The sequence below is a fragment of the Streptomyces sp. NPDC041122 genome, from assembly GCF_055592445.1.
In genome coordinates this window covers 1,133,049-1,149,667 of record NZ_JBVIYQ010000002.1, presented here as the reverse complement: position 1 = coordinate 1,149,667, position 16,619 = coordinate 1,133,049, and the positions used below count along the sequence as shown (strand labels likewise).

12 protein-coding genes are annotated in these 16,619 nt (G+C 72.7%); 8 read left to right on the top strand and 4 right to left on the bottom strand.

What is annotated here, in order from left to right:
- Window positions 1-55: 55 nt before the first annotated feature.
- The gene (locus ACZ6B8_RS11340) at window positions 56-1,696 is read left to right on the top strand and encodes a GMC oxidoreductase (protein ID WP_471072791.1); all 1,641 of its coding nucleotides are present in this window, start codon (window positions 56-58) and stop codon (window positions 1,694-1,696) included.
- An 18-nt stretch (window positions 1,697-1,714) separates the two neighbouring features.
- On the opposite strand, the gene ACZ6B8_RS11335 is transcribed toward ACZ6B8_RS11340, so the two are convergent.
- Together ACZ6B8_RS11335 and ACZ6B8_RS11330 are read right to left on the bottom strand one after the other, a co-directional pair.
- Entirely contained in the window at window positions 1,715-2,206 is a 492-nt protein-coding gene (locus ACZ6B8_RS11335) for a carboxymuconolactone decarboxylase family protein (protein ID WP_471072793.1), read from the bottom strand.
- A 3-nt stretch (window positions 2,207-2,209) separates the two neighbouring features.
- A complete protein-coding gene (locus ACZ6B8_RS11330) occupies window positions 2,210-3,286 on the bottom strand; it encodes an NAD(P)H-dependent amine dehydrogenase family protein (RefSeq protein ID WP_471607052.1) in 1,077 nt (358 codons plus the stop codon).
- Window positions 3,287-3,397: 111 nt separating this feature from the next.
- On the opposite strand from ACZ6B8_RS11330, the gene ACZ6B8_RS11325 reads away from it, so the two are divergent.
- Window positions 3,398-6,184 (top strand): helix-turn-helix transcriptional regulator, encoded by a 2,787-nt coding sequence (locus ACZ6B8_RS11325; RefSeq protein WP_471607051.1) that lies wholly within the window; start codon window positions 3,398-3,400, stop codon window positions 6,182-6,184.
- A 570-nt stretch (window positions 6,185-6,754) separates the two neighbouring features.
- Here ACZ6B8_RS11325 and ACZ6B8_RS11320 read toward each other — a convergent pair.
- Window positions 6,755-7,522 carry an SDR family oxidoreductase gene (locus ACZ6B8_RS11320; protein ID WP_471607050.1) on the bottom strand — a complete coding sequence of 256 codons (768 nt, stop codon included), beginning with the start codon at window positions 7,520-7,522 and terminating at the stop codon, window positions 6,755-6,757.
- A gap of 425 nt (window positions 7,523-7,947) precedes the next feature.
- Between ACZ6B8_RS11320 and ACZ6B8_RS11315 the strand changes: the two genes are divergently transcribed.
- From ACZ6B8_RS11315 to ACZ6B8_RS11290, 6 genes are all read left to right on the top strand, one after another.
- Window positions 7,948-8,688 carry a Clp protease N-terminal domain-containing protein gene (locus tag ACZ6B8_RS11315; protein WP_471607049.1) on the top strand — a complete coding sequence of 247 codons (741 nt, stop codon included), beginning with the start codon at window positions 7,948-7,950 and terminating at the stop codon, window positions 8,686-8,688.
- Between the two features lie 227 nt (window positions 8,689-8,915).
- On the top strand, window positions 8,916-10,121 hold the full coding sequence (locus ACZ6B8_RS11310) for a radical SAM protein (RefSeq protein ID WP_471607048.1): 1,206 nt from the start codon (window positions 8,916-8,918) through the stop codon (window positions 10,119-10,121).
- 7 nt (window positions 10,122-10,128) lie between these two features.
- Window positions 10,129-12,276, top strand: coding sequence for a DegT/DnrJ/EryC1/StrS family aminotransferase (locus ACZ6B8_RS11305; protein ID WP_471607047.1), 2,148 nt, complete (start codon window positions 10,129-10,131; stop codon window positions 12,274-12,276).
- Window positions 12,273-13,445: a hypothetical protein gene (locus tag ACZ6B8_RS11300; RefSeq protein WP_471607046.1), complete on the top strand. Its 1,173-nt coding sequence runs from the start codon at window positions 12,273-12,275 to the stop codon at window positions 13,443-13,445. The genes ACZ6B8_RS11305 and ACZ6B8_RS11300 overlap by 4 nt, the downstream gene beginning before the upstream one ends.
- A 7-nt stretch (window positions 13,446-13,452) precedes the next feature.
- Window positions 13,453-14,571, top strand: a complete 1,119-nt coding sequence (locus ACZ6B8_RS11295) for an acyl-CoA synthetase family protein (protein ID WP_471607045.1) — start codon at window positions 13,453-13,455, stop codon at window positions 14,569-14,571.
- 110 nt (window positions 14,572-14,681) lie between these two features.
- Complete coding sequence (locus ACZ6B8_RS11290; RefSeq protein ID WP_471607044.1) at window positions 14,682-15,542, top strand: phytanoyl-CoA dioxygenase family protein; 861 nt, start codon at window positions 14,682-14,684, stop codon at window positions 15,540-15,542.
- 82 nt (window positions 15,543-15,624) lie between these two features.
- Here the strand turns inward: ACZ6B8_RS11290 and ACZ6B8_RS11285 are convergent, their stop codons facing one another.
- Window positions 15,625-16,617 (bottom strand): Gfo/Idh/MocA family protein, encoded by a 993-nt coding sequence (locus ACZ6B8_RS11285; protein WP_471607043.1) that lies wholly within the window; start codon window positions 16,615-16,617, stop codon window positions 15,625-15,627.
- Window positions 16,618-16,619 lie beyond the last annotated feature (2 nt).

The following is a 16,619-nucleotide window of genomic DNA, read 5'->3' as shown; positions in this document are numbered from 1 at the left end:
GCACACGGCCCGCAGTAGAACTCGTTTCGATTACGCCAAACGTGAGGAAGATCACATGAGTGCATCTACCCCGCGTGACATCGCATCTGATGGGGTGTCACGTCGAAGATTCATCGCAGGAACGAGTTCTATTCTCGGCGCGGTCGCGCTGGCCGGTCAGGCCGGCCCGGCCCGGGCGAGAACCGCCGCGGCCACGCCGATCGCCGACGGGGCCGACGTCCCGGTCCTGGTGATCGGCACCGGGTACGGCGGCTCGGTCGCGGCGCTGCGGCTCGCCGAGGCGGGCGTCGACGTGCACATGATCGAGATGGGCATGGCCTGGGACACCCCGGGGTCCGACGGCAAGATCTTCGCCAACACCACCACCCCGGACCTGCGTTCCTTCTGGCTGCGCACCAGGACCAAACAGCCCATCAGCAACTTCCTGGGCTTCCCGATCGACAAGGACGTCCCCAAGCACACCGGCATCCTGGACGCCGAGGAGTTCGGCGGCATCATCGTCTACCAGGGCCGCGGCGTCGGCGGCGGCTCGCTGGTCAACGGCGGCATGGCGGTCACCCCGAAGCGCGAGAACTTCGCCGCCGTCCTGCCCACGGTCGACGCGAACGAGATGTACGGCACGTACTATCCGCGCGCCAACGCGGGTCTGGGCGTGAACACCATCGACCCCAACTGGTTCGAGACGGCCGAGTGCTACCAGTACGCCCGCGTCGGCCGCAAGCACGCCCAGCGCTCCGGCTTCCAGTTCACCTTCGTGCCCGACGTGTACGACTGGGACTACATGAAGAAGGAGCAGGCGGGCACCGTCCCCAAGTCGGCGCTCGCGGGCGAGATCCTGTACGGCAACAACTACGGCAAGAAGTCCCTCCAGCAGACCTACCTCGCCCGCATCAGGGCGACCGGCCGGGTCACCATCACGCCCCTGCACCGGGTCACCTCGGTCACCCCGGCGGCCGGCGGCGGCTACACCGTCACCATGGAGCAGCTCGACACCAGCGGTGACACCACGGCCACCAAGTCCGTCACCGCCGGCCGGGTGTTCTTCGCCGCGGGCAGCGTCGGCACCAGCAAGCTCCTGGTCAAGCTGAAGGCCACCGGCGCCCTGCCCCGCCTCAACGGCGAGGTGGGCAAGGGCTGGGGCGACAACGGCAACGTCATGTGCGGCCGCGCCAACCACCTGTGGGACCCCACCGGCAAGCTCCAGTCGTCCATCCCCACGGCCGGCATCGACAACTGGGCCGCGGGCGGCGCCTTCGCCGAGGTCGCGCCGCTGCCCACCGGCATCGAGACGTACGCCTCGTTCTACCTGTCGATCACCAAGAACCCGCACCGCGCCGAGTTCACCTGGAACGCCGCGGCCAACCGGGCCGAGCTGAACTGGCAGACCGCCTGGAAGCAACCGGGGATCGACGCCGCCAAGACCATCTTCGACAAGATCAACGCGAAGGAGGGGACGATCTACCGGACCGACCTCTTCGGCACCTACAAGATCTGGGGCGACCACCTCACCTACCACCCGCTCGGCGGCGCGGTCCTCGGCAAGGCGACCGACAACTACGGCCGGCTGCAAGGCTATCCGGGGCTCTACGTCATCGACGGCGCCCTGATCCCCGGCAACACCAGCGTCAATCCGTTCGTCACCATCACGGCGCTCGCCGAACGGAACATCGAGAAGATCATCGCGACGGATCTGTAGCGTCGCCGCCGTCGGGCATCAGGGCTTGGGCAGCACGCACACCGTGTCGAGCCCCAGTACGTGGTTGAGCCGCCCGAAGGCCAGCCACGATCCGATGCTCATGCTCAGCTCCACGATCTCGGCCTGGCTGTAGTGCGCGGTCATCCGCGCCCAGAACGCGTCGTCGAGGTTGTGGTGGTCCAGGGCGTACCGCTCTGCGTACTCCGCGGCCAGTCTCGTCCGGTCGTCGAAGGCGTCGGTGGTACGCCACTGGGTGACCGCGTCGGGGAAGGTGTCCTCGACCTTCTCGCCGTCCCGCTCGGTGCGCCAGTCCAGGCAGAAGACACAGCCGTTGATCTGTGCGACGCGCAGCCGGGCCGCCTCGAACTCGCGCAGGCCCAGGGTGGTGTGGGCGTAGACCGCGAGCGAGAAGTTCGACGCGGCCTCCCCGATCCCGGGCACCATGTCGCCCCACACGTACGGGATGGGCTCCTGGCCCTCGGGGATGTCGATGCGCAGGGCGTCGGTCATGGGTCACTTCCTTCCCAGTCGGCCCGCCGCCGGGCGCAGCGGGACGTCGAGCGCGTCGTACAGGCCGGGTTCGGCGTCCACCAGCCAGTCCACGGCGTTCACCAGGCGGCCCACCGCGGTGGCGTTGCCTCCCGCGGAGCGGTTCTCGTCCTCGTCGCTCGCCTCGACGGTGACCTCGATGCGCGGGCGTCCCTCGACGATCACGCGGTGGGCGCCGTCGCCGCCGTCGGGCGGGTAGGGCCAGTGCGGGGCGCAGGAGGGGTGGATGCGGGTGATGTGTTCGATGACGATGCGGGGTTCGCCGCCGACGATGCCCTGTACCTCGAAGCGGACCGCCCCCTGGGTGCCCGCGGCGAACTCGCCCATCGTGCGGGTGCGCACCGCGGCGTCCAGCGGGTGGCGCACCAACGTCTCGCGGATGTCGTCGAGTTCGACGCCCAGCGCCCGCGCCATCAGCCGTATCTGCCCGCCCCACACCATGGTGGGGATGGAGGGCGCGAGCATGAGCGGCTCGTACTCCATGGGGTGTCCCATGCCGATCAGGTCACGGACGGAGTCCTCCTGGTCGTACGTGGAGTAGTCGAAGATCTCCTGGCAGCGGATCGCGTCGACGGTGGAGCCGAGCCCGCTGATCAGCAGCGGCAGCACGTCGTTGCCCCAGCCGGGGTCCACCCCGGAGACGAACAGCGAACCGCCGCCCTCCGCGACGGCCGCCAGCACCGGATCCCGGAACTCCGGTGGCGCGCCGCGCCGGTCGTAGAGCGGGTAGAGCGCGGGCGTGACGACGACGGCGCCGGACCGCACCGCGCGCACCACGTCGTCGAGCGCCTCGTCGGGGCGCAGGTCGCCGGAGGCGGCGTACACTACGGCGCCCGGCCGGGCGGCGAGGACGGCCTCGACGTCATCGGTCGCCGGCACCCCCAACACCGCGTCCACACCGGCCAGTTCACCGGCGTCGCGGCTGACCTTGGCCGGGTCGTGCACGAGGACGGCCGCGAGCGTCAGACCGGGATGGGCCTCGACGGCGCGCACGGCCGCACGGCCGACGTTGCCGGTGCCCCAGACCACCGTGGGAATCATGCGCGGAGGGTAGCGAGGGGCGTCGACGGTTGACAGAGGCGCGGCACCGGAAGAAGAGAAACGTCGCTTTCCACATCTTCCGAAGTCACGGACCGCCGGTACGCTTGACGCATGCTCCTGGGGCGTTCCGCGGAATGCGCTCGTCTTCTCGCTCTCATCGACAAGGCACGCGGGGGCGAGAGCTCCGCTCTGCTCATTCGCGGGGAGGCCGGGATCGGCAAGACCAGCCTGGTCGGCCATGTCGCCGAGCACTCCCACGACCTGCTGCGGATCGGCACACGCGGCGTCGAGGTCGAGTCCGACCTGCCCTATGTGGGCCTCGCCGATCTGCTCCGGCCCGTCCTGCACTTCCTCGACCGCATCCCGGAGCGGCAGGCCGCCGCGCTCACCGGCGCGCTGGCGCTCGGACCGGTCTCCCAGGACCGTTTCGCGGTGGCCGCGGGCACCCTCAGTCTGTTCGGCGCGCTCGCCGAGGACGGCCCGGTCCTGGTCACCGTCGACGACGCGCAGTGGCTCGACCCGTACTCCCTGGACGCGCTCGCCTTCGCGACCCGCAGGCTGGGGCGTGAGGGTGTGGTCGTGCTGTTCACCGCGCGCGACGAGGAAGAGGAGACCGCCTCGCGGCTCGCCTCGATCGAGACGTTCACGCTCACCGGCCTCGACCCCGCGTCCGCGCACCGGCTCATCACCGAGAAGGGCACCGCCGAGCTCACCGAACGCGAGGCGGCCCGGCTGCTTGCGGAGGCGCGCGGCAACCCCCTCGCGCTGATCGAACTGCCCGCGCTGCTCGCCGGAAGCGGCACCGGCGACGAGGAGGACGCCGGGGCGCCGCTGCCCATCGGCGAGATGCTGGCCCACACGTTCGGCAGCGCCGTGGCCAGACTGCCCGCCGAGGCGCAGGACGCGATGCTGCTGCTCGCCGTCCTCGGGACCCGGCCGCTGGCGGGCACCGAGGCGGCGCTGCGGGCGCACGGGCTCAGTTACGAGTCGCTGGAGGCGGCGGAGGCGGCGGGCCTGGTCGTCGAGGAGCGCGACGGATACGCCTTCCGGCACCCGCTCGTGCGCTCCGCCGTGTACCACAGCGCCACGCCCGTCCGCAGGCGGCGGGCCCACCACGCCATCGCCCGCTCCCTCCAGGGCGCGACCGCCCCGGCCCTGGAGCAGTACGCCTGGCATCTGGCCGCATCGGGCGCCGAGCCGGACGAGCATGTCGCCTCGCTCCTGGAGAACGCCGCGGCCGGCGCCCCGGAGACCCTCGCCTACCCGCTGGCCTCTCGGTTGTACGAGCGGGCCGCGCGCTTCACCCCGCAGGGCCAGCGCAAGGCGGAGCGGCTGCTGTGCGCGGCCCGCGCCGCACAGGCCGCGGGGTCCCTGAACGAGGCGGCCGCGATCCTGGACCGCGCCCTTGAGCACGCCGAACACCTCGTCACCCAGCTCGACATCCGCCAGCTCCGCTGCTACCTCGACGTGCAGCGCGGCAGGCCGACGCGCTCGCGCGACCTGCTCAGGTCCGCCGTCGACGAGGCGGAGAAGGTGGACCCGGCGCTCGCCGCGGTCATGCTCGGCGGCATCGCGCTCACCGAGCTCGCGGTCGGCGACCTCACCGCGGCCCACCGCACCTCGGCGGCCGCGATGGCGCTCGCCGACTCCGCGCACCAGCCGCTGGTACCGGTGCGGCTGCTGCACACCCTGATGCTGCTGCTCGGCGGCGACGCCGAGAAGGGCCGCGCCCTGCTGCGCGAACTCGCGGGGCCGCTCGCCTCGCCCGACCCGACGTTCCCCTACCCGGTGGCCGGGGTGGGCGGCCTGTGCCACCTCGCCGCGGAGGAACTCGACGAGGCGCACGACCTGTTGGACCGCGCCGCGTACACGGCGCGCGGCGCCAGCGCGGTCGGGCTCCTCTCCCATCTGCTCGGAACGCTGTCGGTCGTGGAGTTCTGGCGGGGCCGCTGGACGCCGTCGCTCGCCCACGCCGACGAGGCGGTGCGGCTCGCGGAGGCCTCCGGGCAGCTGATCGAGGTGTCGCGCGGGCTCGGCGCCCTGGTCAGGACCGAGGCCGCCCTCAACCGCGAGGAGGACTGCCGGCGGCACGCGGCGCAGGCCATGGAGTGGGCCGCCTCCACCGAGCTGCAACTGGACGCGGCCCGCGCGCTCGGCGGGCTCGGGCTCCTGGAGCTGGGCCTCGGCCGCTTCGAGGAGGCGGTGCACCACCTGGAGGAGGTGCGCGCGTTCTCGCAGCGGCACGGTCGGGGCGACGGCCTGTACCTCACATGGGCGGCGGACCTGGCGGACGCGTACGTCCATCTGCACCGGACCGCCGAGGCACGCGAGGTCCTCACCGTCCTGGAGTACGAGGCGGGCCGCGGCCACCGTCCCGTCACGGCGGGGGCGGCCGCCCGGTGCCGCGGACTGCTGGAGCCGGGGGACCCGGCGGCCGCGTCGCGGCACATGAAGCGCTCCCTCGCGCTGCTGTCCGAGCGCCCGGTGCCCTTCGAGCGCGGGCGGACGGAGTTCGCGTGGGGCGAGCAGCTGCGCCGACAGGGCAGGCGCAGCGAGGCCCGGCGCCTCCTTGAGCGGGCCCTCGCCACCTTCCAGCGGCTCGGTGCGACGGGCTGGGCGGCGCGGGTGGCCGCCGAACTGCACGCCGCGGGCGGCACCGAAGTGCGGCCGGAGCGCGCGCCGTTGGAGCGGCTCACACCGCAGGAGCTACAGGTGGCGCTGGTGGTCGGCCGGGGCCTGACCAACCACGAGGTGGCGGAGCGGCTCTTCCTCAGCGTGAAGACGGTCGAGTTCCATCTGAGCAACATCTACCGCAAGTTGGACGGGGTGCACCGCAGGGCGCAGCTCGTCCGGCTGCTCGCCCACGCGGCGGAAGCCCCCGAAGTCTCCGGGGTGTGAGGCGGCCGCCCGACCGGGCCCCCGCGGATCCGGTGTCCTCGGCAGGGCCGGGCGGGGCGGTCCGAGCCCTCCGGACCGTCGGGGCCGGACCGCCCGTGGTCCGGGTCCACCGCACGCCGTCGTCCGGCACGTCTTCGCCGAACGGGCGGCAAGGGCGCGCGCCCGGACCCGGATGCGGTCCCGCACCCGAGCGGGGGTGCCGTGGCACCCCCGTCCCCCACCCCTCGTGCGGTCGCTCCCCCGATCCCGGCGGACCCTCCGGACGTACACCCCCGTAGTACGTCCGGACACCGGTGTTGCTCCCCCGAGCCCGGTGTGGCGGGTCCGCCGCGCCTCTGCGACCGTGGGTATACCTTCGCGCCGTTCACGCGTGGGGGCGACCGTGAAAACCCTGGAGTACGGGTACGGGGGGCGGGGTGGCCGCCCGAGTGCGGAGGGGCGGACGGGGCGGACGGGGCGCACCGCCTCGAACGTGCGGTCGGCGGCCCGTTTCTCCGTCCGTTCGGCCAGGGTGCCCGGCCCCCGAACCCAGGGTTTTCCTCGGGGAGTTCGGGGCCGACCCCATTCGGCTCAACTCGCCCCCCAGCCGCCGTCCACGGGGATCGAGGCGCCGGTGATGTACCCGGTGTGCGGGCCGCAGAGCCAGCGAACGGCGGCGGCGACCTCGGCGGGTTCGATGAGCCGCTTGATCGCCGAGCGGTCCAGGAGCACGTCCGTGACGACGTCCTGCGGGGCGATGCCGTGCACGGCGGCCTGATCCGCGATCTGCCCCTCGACCAATGGGGTACGGACATAGCCGGGGTTGACGCAGTTGCTGGTCACACCGTGCGCGGCGCCCTCCAGGGCGGCGACCTTGCTGAGCCCCTCCAGGCCGTGCTTGGCGGCGACGTACGCGGACTTGAAGGGGCTCGCCCGCAGCCCGTGCATGCTGGAGATGTGCACGGCGCGGCCCCAGCCCTGCCCGTACATGTACGGCAGGCAGTGGCGGAGCAGGAGGAAGGGCGCGGTGACCATCAGGCGCTGGATCAGCTCGAAGCGGTCGGGGTCGAACTCCTCGATGGGGGCCACGTGTTGGGTTCCCGCGCTGTTGACCAGGACGTCGATGCCGACGGGCAGGCCGGGTATCGCACCCGCGTCGGTGAGGTCCACGGCGTGCGGGACGCCCTCGACGGTGTCGGCCACCGCTTTGGCCGACTCCGCGTCGACGTCGACGACATGCACCAGCGCACCGGCGTCCGCGAGCGCCTCGGCGCAGGCCCGCCCGATCCCGCTGCCGCCGCCGGTCACGAGGGCGGTGCGCCCGGTGAGGTCCACGCCGTCGGTGGTTTCGCTCGTCATACCTGGCACGGTAGACAACGGGCACGGGTCCTTCCCATGGTTTTGGGCACCATAGGGTGGCTGGGCGAGGTGTGGGCGGGTGCTGGGGTGGGGTGGCTCACGGGAGCAGCCGGCGTTGATCGCGTCGAAGTCACGTCGGCCGACGACCCGTCCGCGTACGTGCGTTGATCTGCGGGGACGACCTCCCCAGGATGAGCCTGCCTTGCCACCTCGAACCGGCACGGGCGACGTGATCCGCGGCGCCGACCTCACGAAGAAGTTCCGGGCGGACCTTCCCTGACCCGGAGGCACCGGGCGGCCGCCCTCATATCCGGCCCGACCCGCATATCCGGCTGGATCCACACATCCGGATCGGGCCGGATCCGCTCGGAACCAGTGTCAACCGAAGGTTGACAGTCATCGAACTGTCAACCTACGGTTGCGCCATGACGACTCCCGACCGCACGACGGCCCAGCCGCCGATCCGTCTCGACGACCTCATCGACGCCATCAAGACGGCCCACAGCGACGCCTTGGAGCAGCTCACCGACGCGGTGATCGCGGCCGATCACCTCGGCGACGTCGCCGACCACCTCATCGGCCACTTCGTCGACCAGGCACGCCGCTCCGGCGCCTCCTGGACCGACATCGGCAAGAGCATGGGCGTCACGCGCCAGGCGGCGCAGAAGCGGTTCGTCCCCAAGAAACCGGGCGAGCCATCCGACCTCGACCCGAGCCAGGGCTTCGGCCGCTTCACCCCGCGCGCCAGGAACGTCGTGATGGCCGCGCACAACGAGGCCAAGGCCGCCCACCACGACCAGGTGAGCGCCGGGCACCTGGTCCTCGGCCTGCTCAGTGAACCCGACGCGCTGGCGGCGCAGGCCGTCGTCGCCGCGGGCGTCGCCCTGGAGGACGTCCGTCGGGCGGCCCTCGCCGGGCTGCCCGACGCGGCCGCCGACGTGCCCGAGCTCGTCCCGTACGACGCGGGGGCGCGCAAGGTGCTCGAACTGACCTTCCGCGAAGCCCTGCGACTCGGCCACAACTACATCGGCACGGAACACCTACTGCTCGCCCTCGTCGAATTCGAGGACGGCGCGGGGCCGCTCACCGGCCTCGGCCTGGAGAAGGACGGCCTCACGAGCTGGGTCACCGACGCCATCGGCAAGCTGACCCCGCCGAAGGACTGACCACCCTCCACCCCCGCCCCGGCCGGGCACCCCGGTCCGCACACGGGGCCCGCACCCCGGGGCGCCCGCGATTACCACGTACGACCCCCTTCGCAACAGACCGGCAGCCCTGATTCCGCCATAAACCACCGTGTTGTCTAGACCCGTTGACAGCGTTTCCGGCGCTCCCTAGTGTCCCCATCACCGCGAGAAAACGTCACCGCACATCGATCATGCGTGGGGGGTTCGTGAACAGCACACCTGGTGCCCGCGACATCGATATGGCAGCCCCCCAGAATCGCGAAGGACTGCCAATCGTCAGTCTCGATCAGGCCCATTCGCCGCAGAAGGTCCTCGCCCACAGGGAATTGCTGCGGCGGTTCGTGGCGGACGAGGAGATCAAACCGGTCCACATGCGGATCGGCATCATGGGCGCATGCAATATGCGCTGCAATTTCTGCAACTTCCACTCCCCCAACGAAGAGCAGTTCTACGACCTGTTCTCGTTCAAGGACTCCATCGCCACCGACAAGGCGGTCACGCTGCTCCGCGAGTTCGCCGCGAACGACGGGCGTGCCGTGACCTTCTGCGGCAGCGGCGAGTGCACGATCCACCCGGGTTACGCGGAGATCTGCCACGCGGGGCACGCGGCCGGGCTGCGCATCGGGCTCATCACCAACGGCTCGCGCCTCGGCCGCCCCAAGGTCGCCGACTGCGTCGCCGCGACCCACACCTGGGTCCGCATCGGCCTGAACGCCGGCACGGAAGCCACCTTCGACGACATCACGCGCGACCGCGAGCAGACGTTCTCGAAGTTCATCGGCTCGGTCGGCAAGCTCAGGGAGAAGGCCGTCGACCCCGATTTCCGCATCGGGTTCAATTACGTCATCACCCTGCAGAACTACCGGGAAATCATGGCGGCGGCCCGCATCGCCCATGAGTCCGGGGCGCATTACGTGCGATTCGAGCCCGAGTTCTACAGCGCGCTCGGCCACGAGACCATCGAGTCCGTGATGCCGGAGATCTCCGAATCCCTCACCCGCGCCGCGGAACTCTCCACGGACGCCTTCGAGGTTTCGGTGCCAAAACTCGACCGGGGCCCGATGGACCAGGTCGAAGAGGTCGAGGGCGACTTCGAGCGCTGCCACTACAGCCGATTCGTCACCGCCGTCGGCGCCGACGGAAATCTCTACCCGTGCCCGCAGGTGCACCTCAACAGCCGCTATCTGATCGGCAATGTCCTCGAGCAGGGATACGCGGAGGTCCTGGAGGGCGGCCCGCGCGCCGAGTGGGAGGCGTCCAACCCGCGCCGGACCGACCTGTGCAAGTCCTGCTTCTACCGCCCGCAGAACGAGCTCCTGGAACTCCTCAAGCGCGGCCAGATCAAACTCGACGAGGCCCTGGACGCATACGCGCTGGAAGTGCCGAGCACCCTGCACGGCGACTTCGTCTGAGCCGCGCATGCAGCTACGTCACCTTGACCGGCTCCTGTCCGCCGAGCCGGCCCTGCGGTACGCGAAGAGTGCCGGCCCCGCCGACGGCGGGCACGCGGACCGGGCCCGCCGGATCCGTGCCGTCGTCGAGCGGCTGGCCCGCGTCGCACAGGCCCCGCTCTCCGTCACCGGGTCGACCGCCTCGGTCCGCGACGGCCTGCACCACGAACGGCTCCAGTTCCACTCCCCCGTACGCGGCGCCTTCCACGGCACCCTGCTCGCACCGGCCGACGCCCTGGCCCACGAGGCGCCGGCCGGTCCGGGCGTGCTCGTCCTCGGCGGCAAGAACGCGCGCCTGGACCAGCTGACCGGGGACGTGCCGCCGGACCACCCCGACCGCAACGTCGCCGAACAGCTGGCCAGAGCCGGCTGCGTCACGCTCTCCTTCGACCACGGCATCGGCGGCGCCCTGGACGCCGGCCGCAGAGCCGGCCGGGACGAAGGGACCCTGCTCGCCCACGCCTTCGCGCTCAGCGGCCGATCGCTGCTCGGCGCGCTCACCGGCGACGCCATCGGCGCGCTGGAGGTCCTCGCCGCACACCGGCTCGTCGACCCGCAGCGCGTCGGCCTCTTCGGCCACAGCCTCGGCGCGGCGGTCGCCCTGCACACCGCGCTGCTCACCGAACGCCGGGGCATCCCGCTCTGCGCGGCCAGTCACCTCGGCAGCTACCCGGCCCTGTACGGGCGGCTGTTGACCGGCCACGAGGGTGCGGTGCTCCCCGGCATCCTGGAGTACGCCGACCTGCCCGACCTGTACGGCACCCTCGCCCCGGCGCCCCTCCAGCTCCAGTACGGCACGGCCGACGCCTATCTGGAACCGGCCGACGCGCGCGCGGCGGCCGACGCGGTCCGGGAGACGTACGCAGCGGCGGGCGCCGACGCCGAGATCCACGAGCTCCCGATGGGCCACGGCACCCACGTCGGCCACGCGGCGGACTTCTTCGCCCGCACACTCGCCAAGGATCACCGGCCCGCCGCAGCCGACGTACCCGCCCAGCGCATCCACTTCGCCGCCGACGACCGCCGCGCCGTACTCGACCGCGTCGACGCCGCGCTCGCCTCCGGGATCCTCACCCAGGGCCCGCAGGTGGCCCGCTTCGAGGAGCTCGCCCGCCCCTGGACCGGCGCGGACACCGCGGCGGTCGCCTCCGGCTCCGCGGCCCTGGAGATCGCGCTGCGCGTCATCGGGGTGGCGGGCCGCACCGTGCTCGTACCGGTCAACACGTTCTTCGCCACGGCGGCCGCCGCTGTGCGCGCCGGGGCGTCCGTCCGCTTCGTCGACATCGAACTCGACGGCCTCGGCATGGATCCGGGCGCCCTGCGGGCCGCCCTGGCCCGCCACCCCGACACCGCAGCCGTGCTGCCCGTGCACATCGGCGGCATCGTCTCGCCCGCGCTCGACGCGCTGCTCGCGGACTGCCACCAGCACGGCGTCCCCGTGGTGGAGGACGCCGCCCACGCCCTCGGCGCCACCCTCCACGGGCGCCCGGCCGGAAGCCTCGGCCGGTTCGGCGCCTTCTCCTTCTTCCCCACGAAGGTCGCCGTCAGCGGTGAGGGCGGGCTGCTGAGCGCCGCGTCGGCGGACGACCTGGAGCAGGTACGGCGCTGGCGCGACCACGGCAAGAGCGCCCAGGGCTCCACGCTGCACGACCGGCCCGGCTCCAACTGGCGGCTCAGCGAACTGCACGCCGCCGTCGGCACGGTGGACCTGGAGCGCTTCTCCGCCACGCTCGCGGCACGCCGCGCGCTGGCCGCCCGCTACGACGCGCTGCTCGCCGACATCCCCGGCATCCGCCCGTACCCCGTGCCCACCGGGTCGGACAGCAACTACTACAAGTACCTGGTCCACCTGGCCCCCGACGCACCGCTCGACCGCCCGCTCCTGAAGAGGCGACTGTGCGAACGGCACGGCGTGGGCCTCGCCGGTGAGGTCTACGACCATCTGCTCTGCGACCACCCGTATTTCGCGCCGCGGCGTGAACAGGACGCCGCGGACGGGCCGTTCGCCCGGGCCCGCTGGTTCGCGCGCCACCACATCGCCCTGCCGCTGTACCCGTCCCTGACCGAGGCCGAGCAGATACGGGTGGCCGCCGCGCTCCGCAGCGAGCTGCCGTGACCACCGTGCTCCACGCCTTCCGCAGGGGCGCGTGGCGGACGTCGGCGGACCGCGCCCCGCTGCCCGGCACACCGGACCGGGAACTCTCCCTGGTGCCCGAGATCGTCGCCGACGCCGACCGGCGCTGGTGGCGGAGCGTCCTCCCCGACCTGCCGCCGCTCGCCGACCGCCGTGAACTCCTGCTCGCCGCACTGGAGTTGTTCGACCGCGGCACGCTCACCGTCGGAGGGATCGGTGAGCAGAGCGCCGACGCCTTCCGCTCGGCGCTGTGGGAGAGCGCCGGGCTGCCGGGCCCGCTGGTCGACCGGTGGTGCGCAATGCTCCGGTCCGGACTCCTCGCACGGGGCGAGGCGCCCGCGCCCGACGAGAGTCTCGCCCTGGTCGCGCTGCCGGGCAACACGTTCACCTGCCTGGAGTCGGTCTGCGACCAGGCGGAGCGCTCGGCGGGCGTGTGGGTGCGTCCGAGCCGGCGCGAGCCGCTCTCCGCCGCCCGGCTCGTCGCCGCCCTGCTCGCGGCCGGCTGGCCCCCGGCCCGCATCGGCTTCTGTCCCGGCGCGCAGCAGTCCCTGAAGGGCCTGGTACGGCTCACGGACCGGCAGACCGTGTACGGCGGCGCGGGGCTCGTCGCCGCGGTGCGCGACTCCCCCGGTCTCACGCTGCACGGTCCCGGCCGGGGCTGCGCCCTCGTGCCGGAGGACATGCCGACGGACGAGGCGGTGTCCTGGCTGCTGCCGCTGGTGGCGGCGGACGCGGGCCGGTTCTGCAGCAACGTACGGACCGTCATCTGCGCGGCGCCCGCTCGGGCGGAACCCCTCGCGCGGGCCCTCGCCGCCGCTCTCGACGCGCTGTCACCGGCCGGGCAGTGGCCGCTGACGGCGTTCCGCGAACCGGGGGCGGGCGAGCGGGCGGACCGTGCCGTCCGCGACCGGCTCCGCCCCGGCGACCGCGTCCTCACCGGCCGCCGACCCGGCACCCCGGCCACCGACACCTCCTGGGCCAGGCCTCAACTGGTCTTATTGGCGGCCCACTTGCAGGACGCGACACCCCTCCCCCACCCTCTGATCGGACACGAGGTCCCCTACCCCTTCGCCACCGTCCTGAGCGCGTCCCGCGAGGCCGAGCGGGCCATCACCGCCGAGTCCCTGTTCGTGTACCGCCCAGCGAAGTGAGGCCCGCATGACCGTCACCTTCGGCACGCTGCCCGAGGCGCTGCGCGAACGCGTCCCGGAGCTGGGCGTCGACCTCGACACCTGGACGCGCCGCATGATGCGCTGGCACTTCGACGCGGAGACCGGCAGCCCCTTCTGGGTCGGCCGCCGGGACAAGCTCGGCTTCGATCCGGTCGCGGACATCGGCGGCTTCGCCGACCTGGCGCTGTTCGGACTCTTCGACAAGGCCGAGCTGCGCGCCGCGAGCGCCCGCGACCTGCGTCCGCGCGGCTACGGCGACCGGCCCTTCCGGGTCTTCGAGACGGGCGGCAGCACGGGCGCGCCGTGCCGGATCGTCAACGTCACGCGGCTCGCGTACGACGTGGAGATCTACCGCACCGTACTGGAGGCGCGCGGGGTGGCCGGCGGCGACGTGCTCGCGATGACGCCGAGCGGCCCGCACGCGTACGGGCACTTCGTCGAGGGTCTCGCGGACAGCTGGCGCGGCGCCGTGCATGCCATCGACTTCGATCCGCGCTGGGTGAAGACCGCGCTGCGCTCGGGCGGCGACGCGGACACCTACACCGCGCACCTGATCGACCAGACGCTCGCACTGCTGGCCGCGGAGCGCCCCTCGCTGCTCTTCACCACGTCCCGGCTGCTCGTGGAGCTCGCCATGCGGCTGCCGCGCCCCCTGCACACGTACGGCATCCGCGCCGTGTGCACCGGCGGCACCTCGTGCACCGCCGCCGAGGCCGAGTTCCTGCGCGAGGAACATCTGCCGGGCGTGCAGTGGATCGACACCTACGGCAACACCCTGGTCGGCCACGCCCTCCAGGCCGACGCCGTACCGGGAGCGCCGGCCCTGCCGGGCGGGACCGGCCACTCCTACCATCTGCCGCCGCCCTTCGCGGTGTTGACCGTCGTCGACCCGGCGGACCCGTGGCGCGAGGTCGAGGTGGGACAGCGGGGCCGGGTGCGGACCACGACCCTCCTGGAGGACCTGTTCCTGCCTCATCTCCTGGAGCGGGACAGCGCGGTCAGGACCGGCCCGCACCCCTGGTTCCCCTGGGACGGCGTCGCCGCGGTGCGCCCCTTCCTGGCGGACTCGGCGGGCGCCGAGGAGGCGGTGGAAGGCGTCTACTGACCGAAGACACGAGACACGAGACACGAGGCACGAGGCACGGAGCCACGGAAAGACGAAGGAACGGATCGAAGGAACGGTTCGAAGGAATCAGGGATCGAGGGACACGCACCGTGAACCTGTCGTCGAACGGCGTACCCATACCCTTCACGCCGGAGCTCTTCGGCCCGCTGCGCTCCAGCGCGGACCTCCTGGCGCGGGCGGACCCCGGCGCGCTGCGGGAACGGCTGCACGCGGACGGCTGTCTGTATCTGCCGGGACTGCTCGACCGCGCGGAGGTGCTGAGGCTGCGCGGCCGGTACTTCTCGCTCTTTCCGCCGGGGCTGCTGGCGCCGGGGACCGGTCCCGAGGACGGGGTGTTCTCGGGACGCGTGCCCGCGGGCGTACCGGAGCACGGCGTGGCGGGCCACCCGGCCCACGCGTTCGTCCGCTCGGCCGCCTTCCACGACTTCGTGAGCAACCCGGTCCTCGCCGAGCTCGCCGCCCACCTCCTGGACGGCAAGGCAGAGATGCTGCCGCGCCGCATCCTGCGCCATTTCCACCGGGGGACCCGGCGCGCCTCCCGCGCCCATGTCGACTTCGACTACATGGACCGGGGTTCGCCGCGCGTCGTCACGTGCTGGATCCCGGTCGGCGACTGTCCGCCGCGGACCGGTGCGCTGGTGTACCTGGAGGGCTCCCACCGGCTGCCGCCCGAGGAGTACGCGTCGCTGCGCGACATCACCGACCGGCCCGACGACCGCCGGCAGATCTGCCACGACCTGGAGCTGACCGCGCGGACGCTCGGGCGGCGCTGGCTGTACACCGACTTCGCCGCGGGCGACGTGATGGTGCATCTGCCGCGGATCATCCACGCGTCCCTGGACACGACGACGGACGCGATGCGGCTGTCCGTCGATGCGCGCTTCGTCCACGCGGACGACACACCGGACCCGCGCTGGCTGCGGCCGTGGTCGGCGGACGACGGGGCCTGAACTCCCGTATTGATGACTCCCGTACAGATGAAGGGAGTACCGCCGCGTACGGGCGGTTCCACGACGCATCCGTACGCGCGGTTCAACCCCAGGGGCGGACCGCCCGGCCGCCCGCCGCGTCCGAGCGCTCCGCCGCCACCAGTACGTCGTCGACGAGCCGGGCCTCCGCGACCGGGCACACCGGAGCCGTGCCGGTCGCGACCGCGGCCGCGAAATCGGCGAGCAGATCCTGGTGCGGATTGGCCGCGGGCGGCAGCAGCAGCGCCGGGGACGGCCCCACCACCCCCTCGATGCGGCCGGAGTCGAGGGGGTCGAGGGTCAGGGTGCGGCCACCGCCGGTGAACCGCATCCGGTCCACGGGCGGCCCGTCGCCCCACTCCACGCGGCAGTGCGCGCGTACGCCGCTCCGCCAGCGCAGGACCAGGTCGGCCTGCCGCTCCGCGCCCCGGGGGAAACGCGCGCCGAGCCGGGCCGTGATCGTCCGCGGCCGTCCGAACAGGTGGAGCAGCAGGTCGATGCGGTGGCTCCCGGCGTCCGCGAGGACGCCGCCGCCGGACACGGCCGGGTCGGTGCGCCAGCGCATCGGGTCGTCGGGCCCCGGCGCGAAGGCGCACCGGAAGCGCACCTCCACCCGGTCCGGCGCCCATCCGCCGAGCTCCTCGCGCAGCCGCCGCACGGCAGGCGCGAGCCTGCGGTAATAGGCGACCCCCGCGCACGGGGCCGCCGCACCGAGCGCCTTGCCGCTGCCGGGCGCCACGCCGGCCACGAGCGGCCCGCCGGCTCCGATGTTCCCGGCGAGCGGCTTCTCGATCAGTACGGGAATCTCCGCGGCCAACACCGCCCGGGCGAAGGGCACATGGTGCACGACGGGGGTGGCGATGTACACCGCGTCGACGTCGGACAGCAGCAGCTCGGGGTCGTCGCCGGACCGCGCGACGGCGTAGCGCTCGGCGGTCCGGGCCGCCCGGTGCGGATCGCGGCCCCAGAGGGCCACCGGTTCCTCGCCCAGCGCGTGCAGGGCGGGCAGGACGCGGCGGGTCACGATGTCGCCGTAGCCGGCGATGCCCCATCTCACGC

Excerpts from the sequence above, each read along its gene's own strand:
- ACZ6B8_RS11340 (WP_471072791.1), top strand. The coding sequence starts at position 56 with ATGAGTGCATCTACCCCGCGTGACATCGCATCTGATGGGGTGTCACGT.
- ACZ6B8_RS11335 (WP_471072793.1), bottom strand. The coding sequence starts at position 2,206 with ATGACCGACGCCCTGCGCATCGACATCCCCGAGGGCCAGGAGCCCATC.
- ACZ6B8_RS11330 (WP_471607052.1), bottom strand. The coding sequence starts at position 3,286 with ATGATTCCCACGGTGGTCTGGGGCACCGGCAACGTCGGCCGTGCGGCC.
- ACZ6B8_RS11325 (WP_471607051.1), top strand. The coding sequence starts at position 3,398 with ATGCTCCTGGGGCGTTCCGCGGAATGCGCTCGTCTTCTCGCTCTCATC.
- ACZ6B8_RS11320 (WP_471607050.1), bottom strand. The coding sequence starts at position 7,522 with ATGACGAGCGAAACCACCGACGGCGTGGACCTCACCGGGCGCACCGCC.
- ACZ6B8_RS11315 (WP_471607049.1), top strand. The coding sequence starts at position 7,948 with ATGACGACTCCCGACCGCACGACGGCCCAGCCGCCGATCCGTCTCGAC.
- ACZ6B8_RS11305 (WP_471607047.1), top strand. The coding sequence starts at position 10,129 with ATGCAGCTACGTCACCTTGACCGGCTCCTGTCCGCCGAGCCGGCCCTG.
- ACZ6B8_RS11295 (WP_471607045.1), top strand. The coding sequence starts at position 13,453 with ATGACCGTCACCTTCGGCACGCTGCCCGAGGCGCTGCGCGAACGCGTC.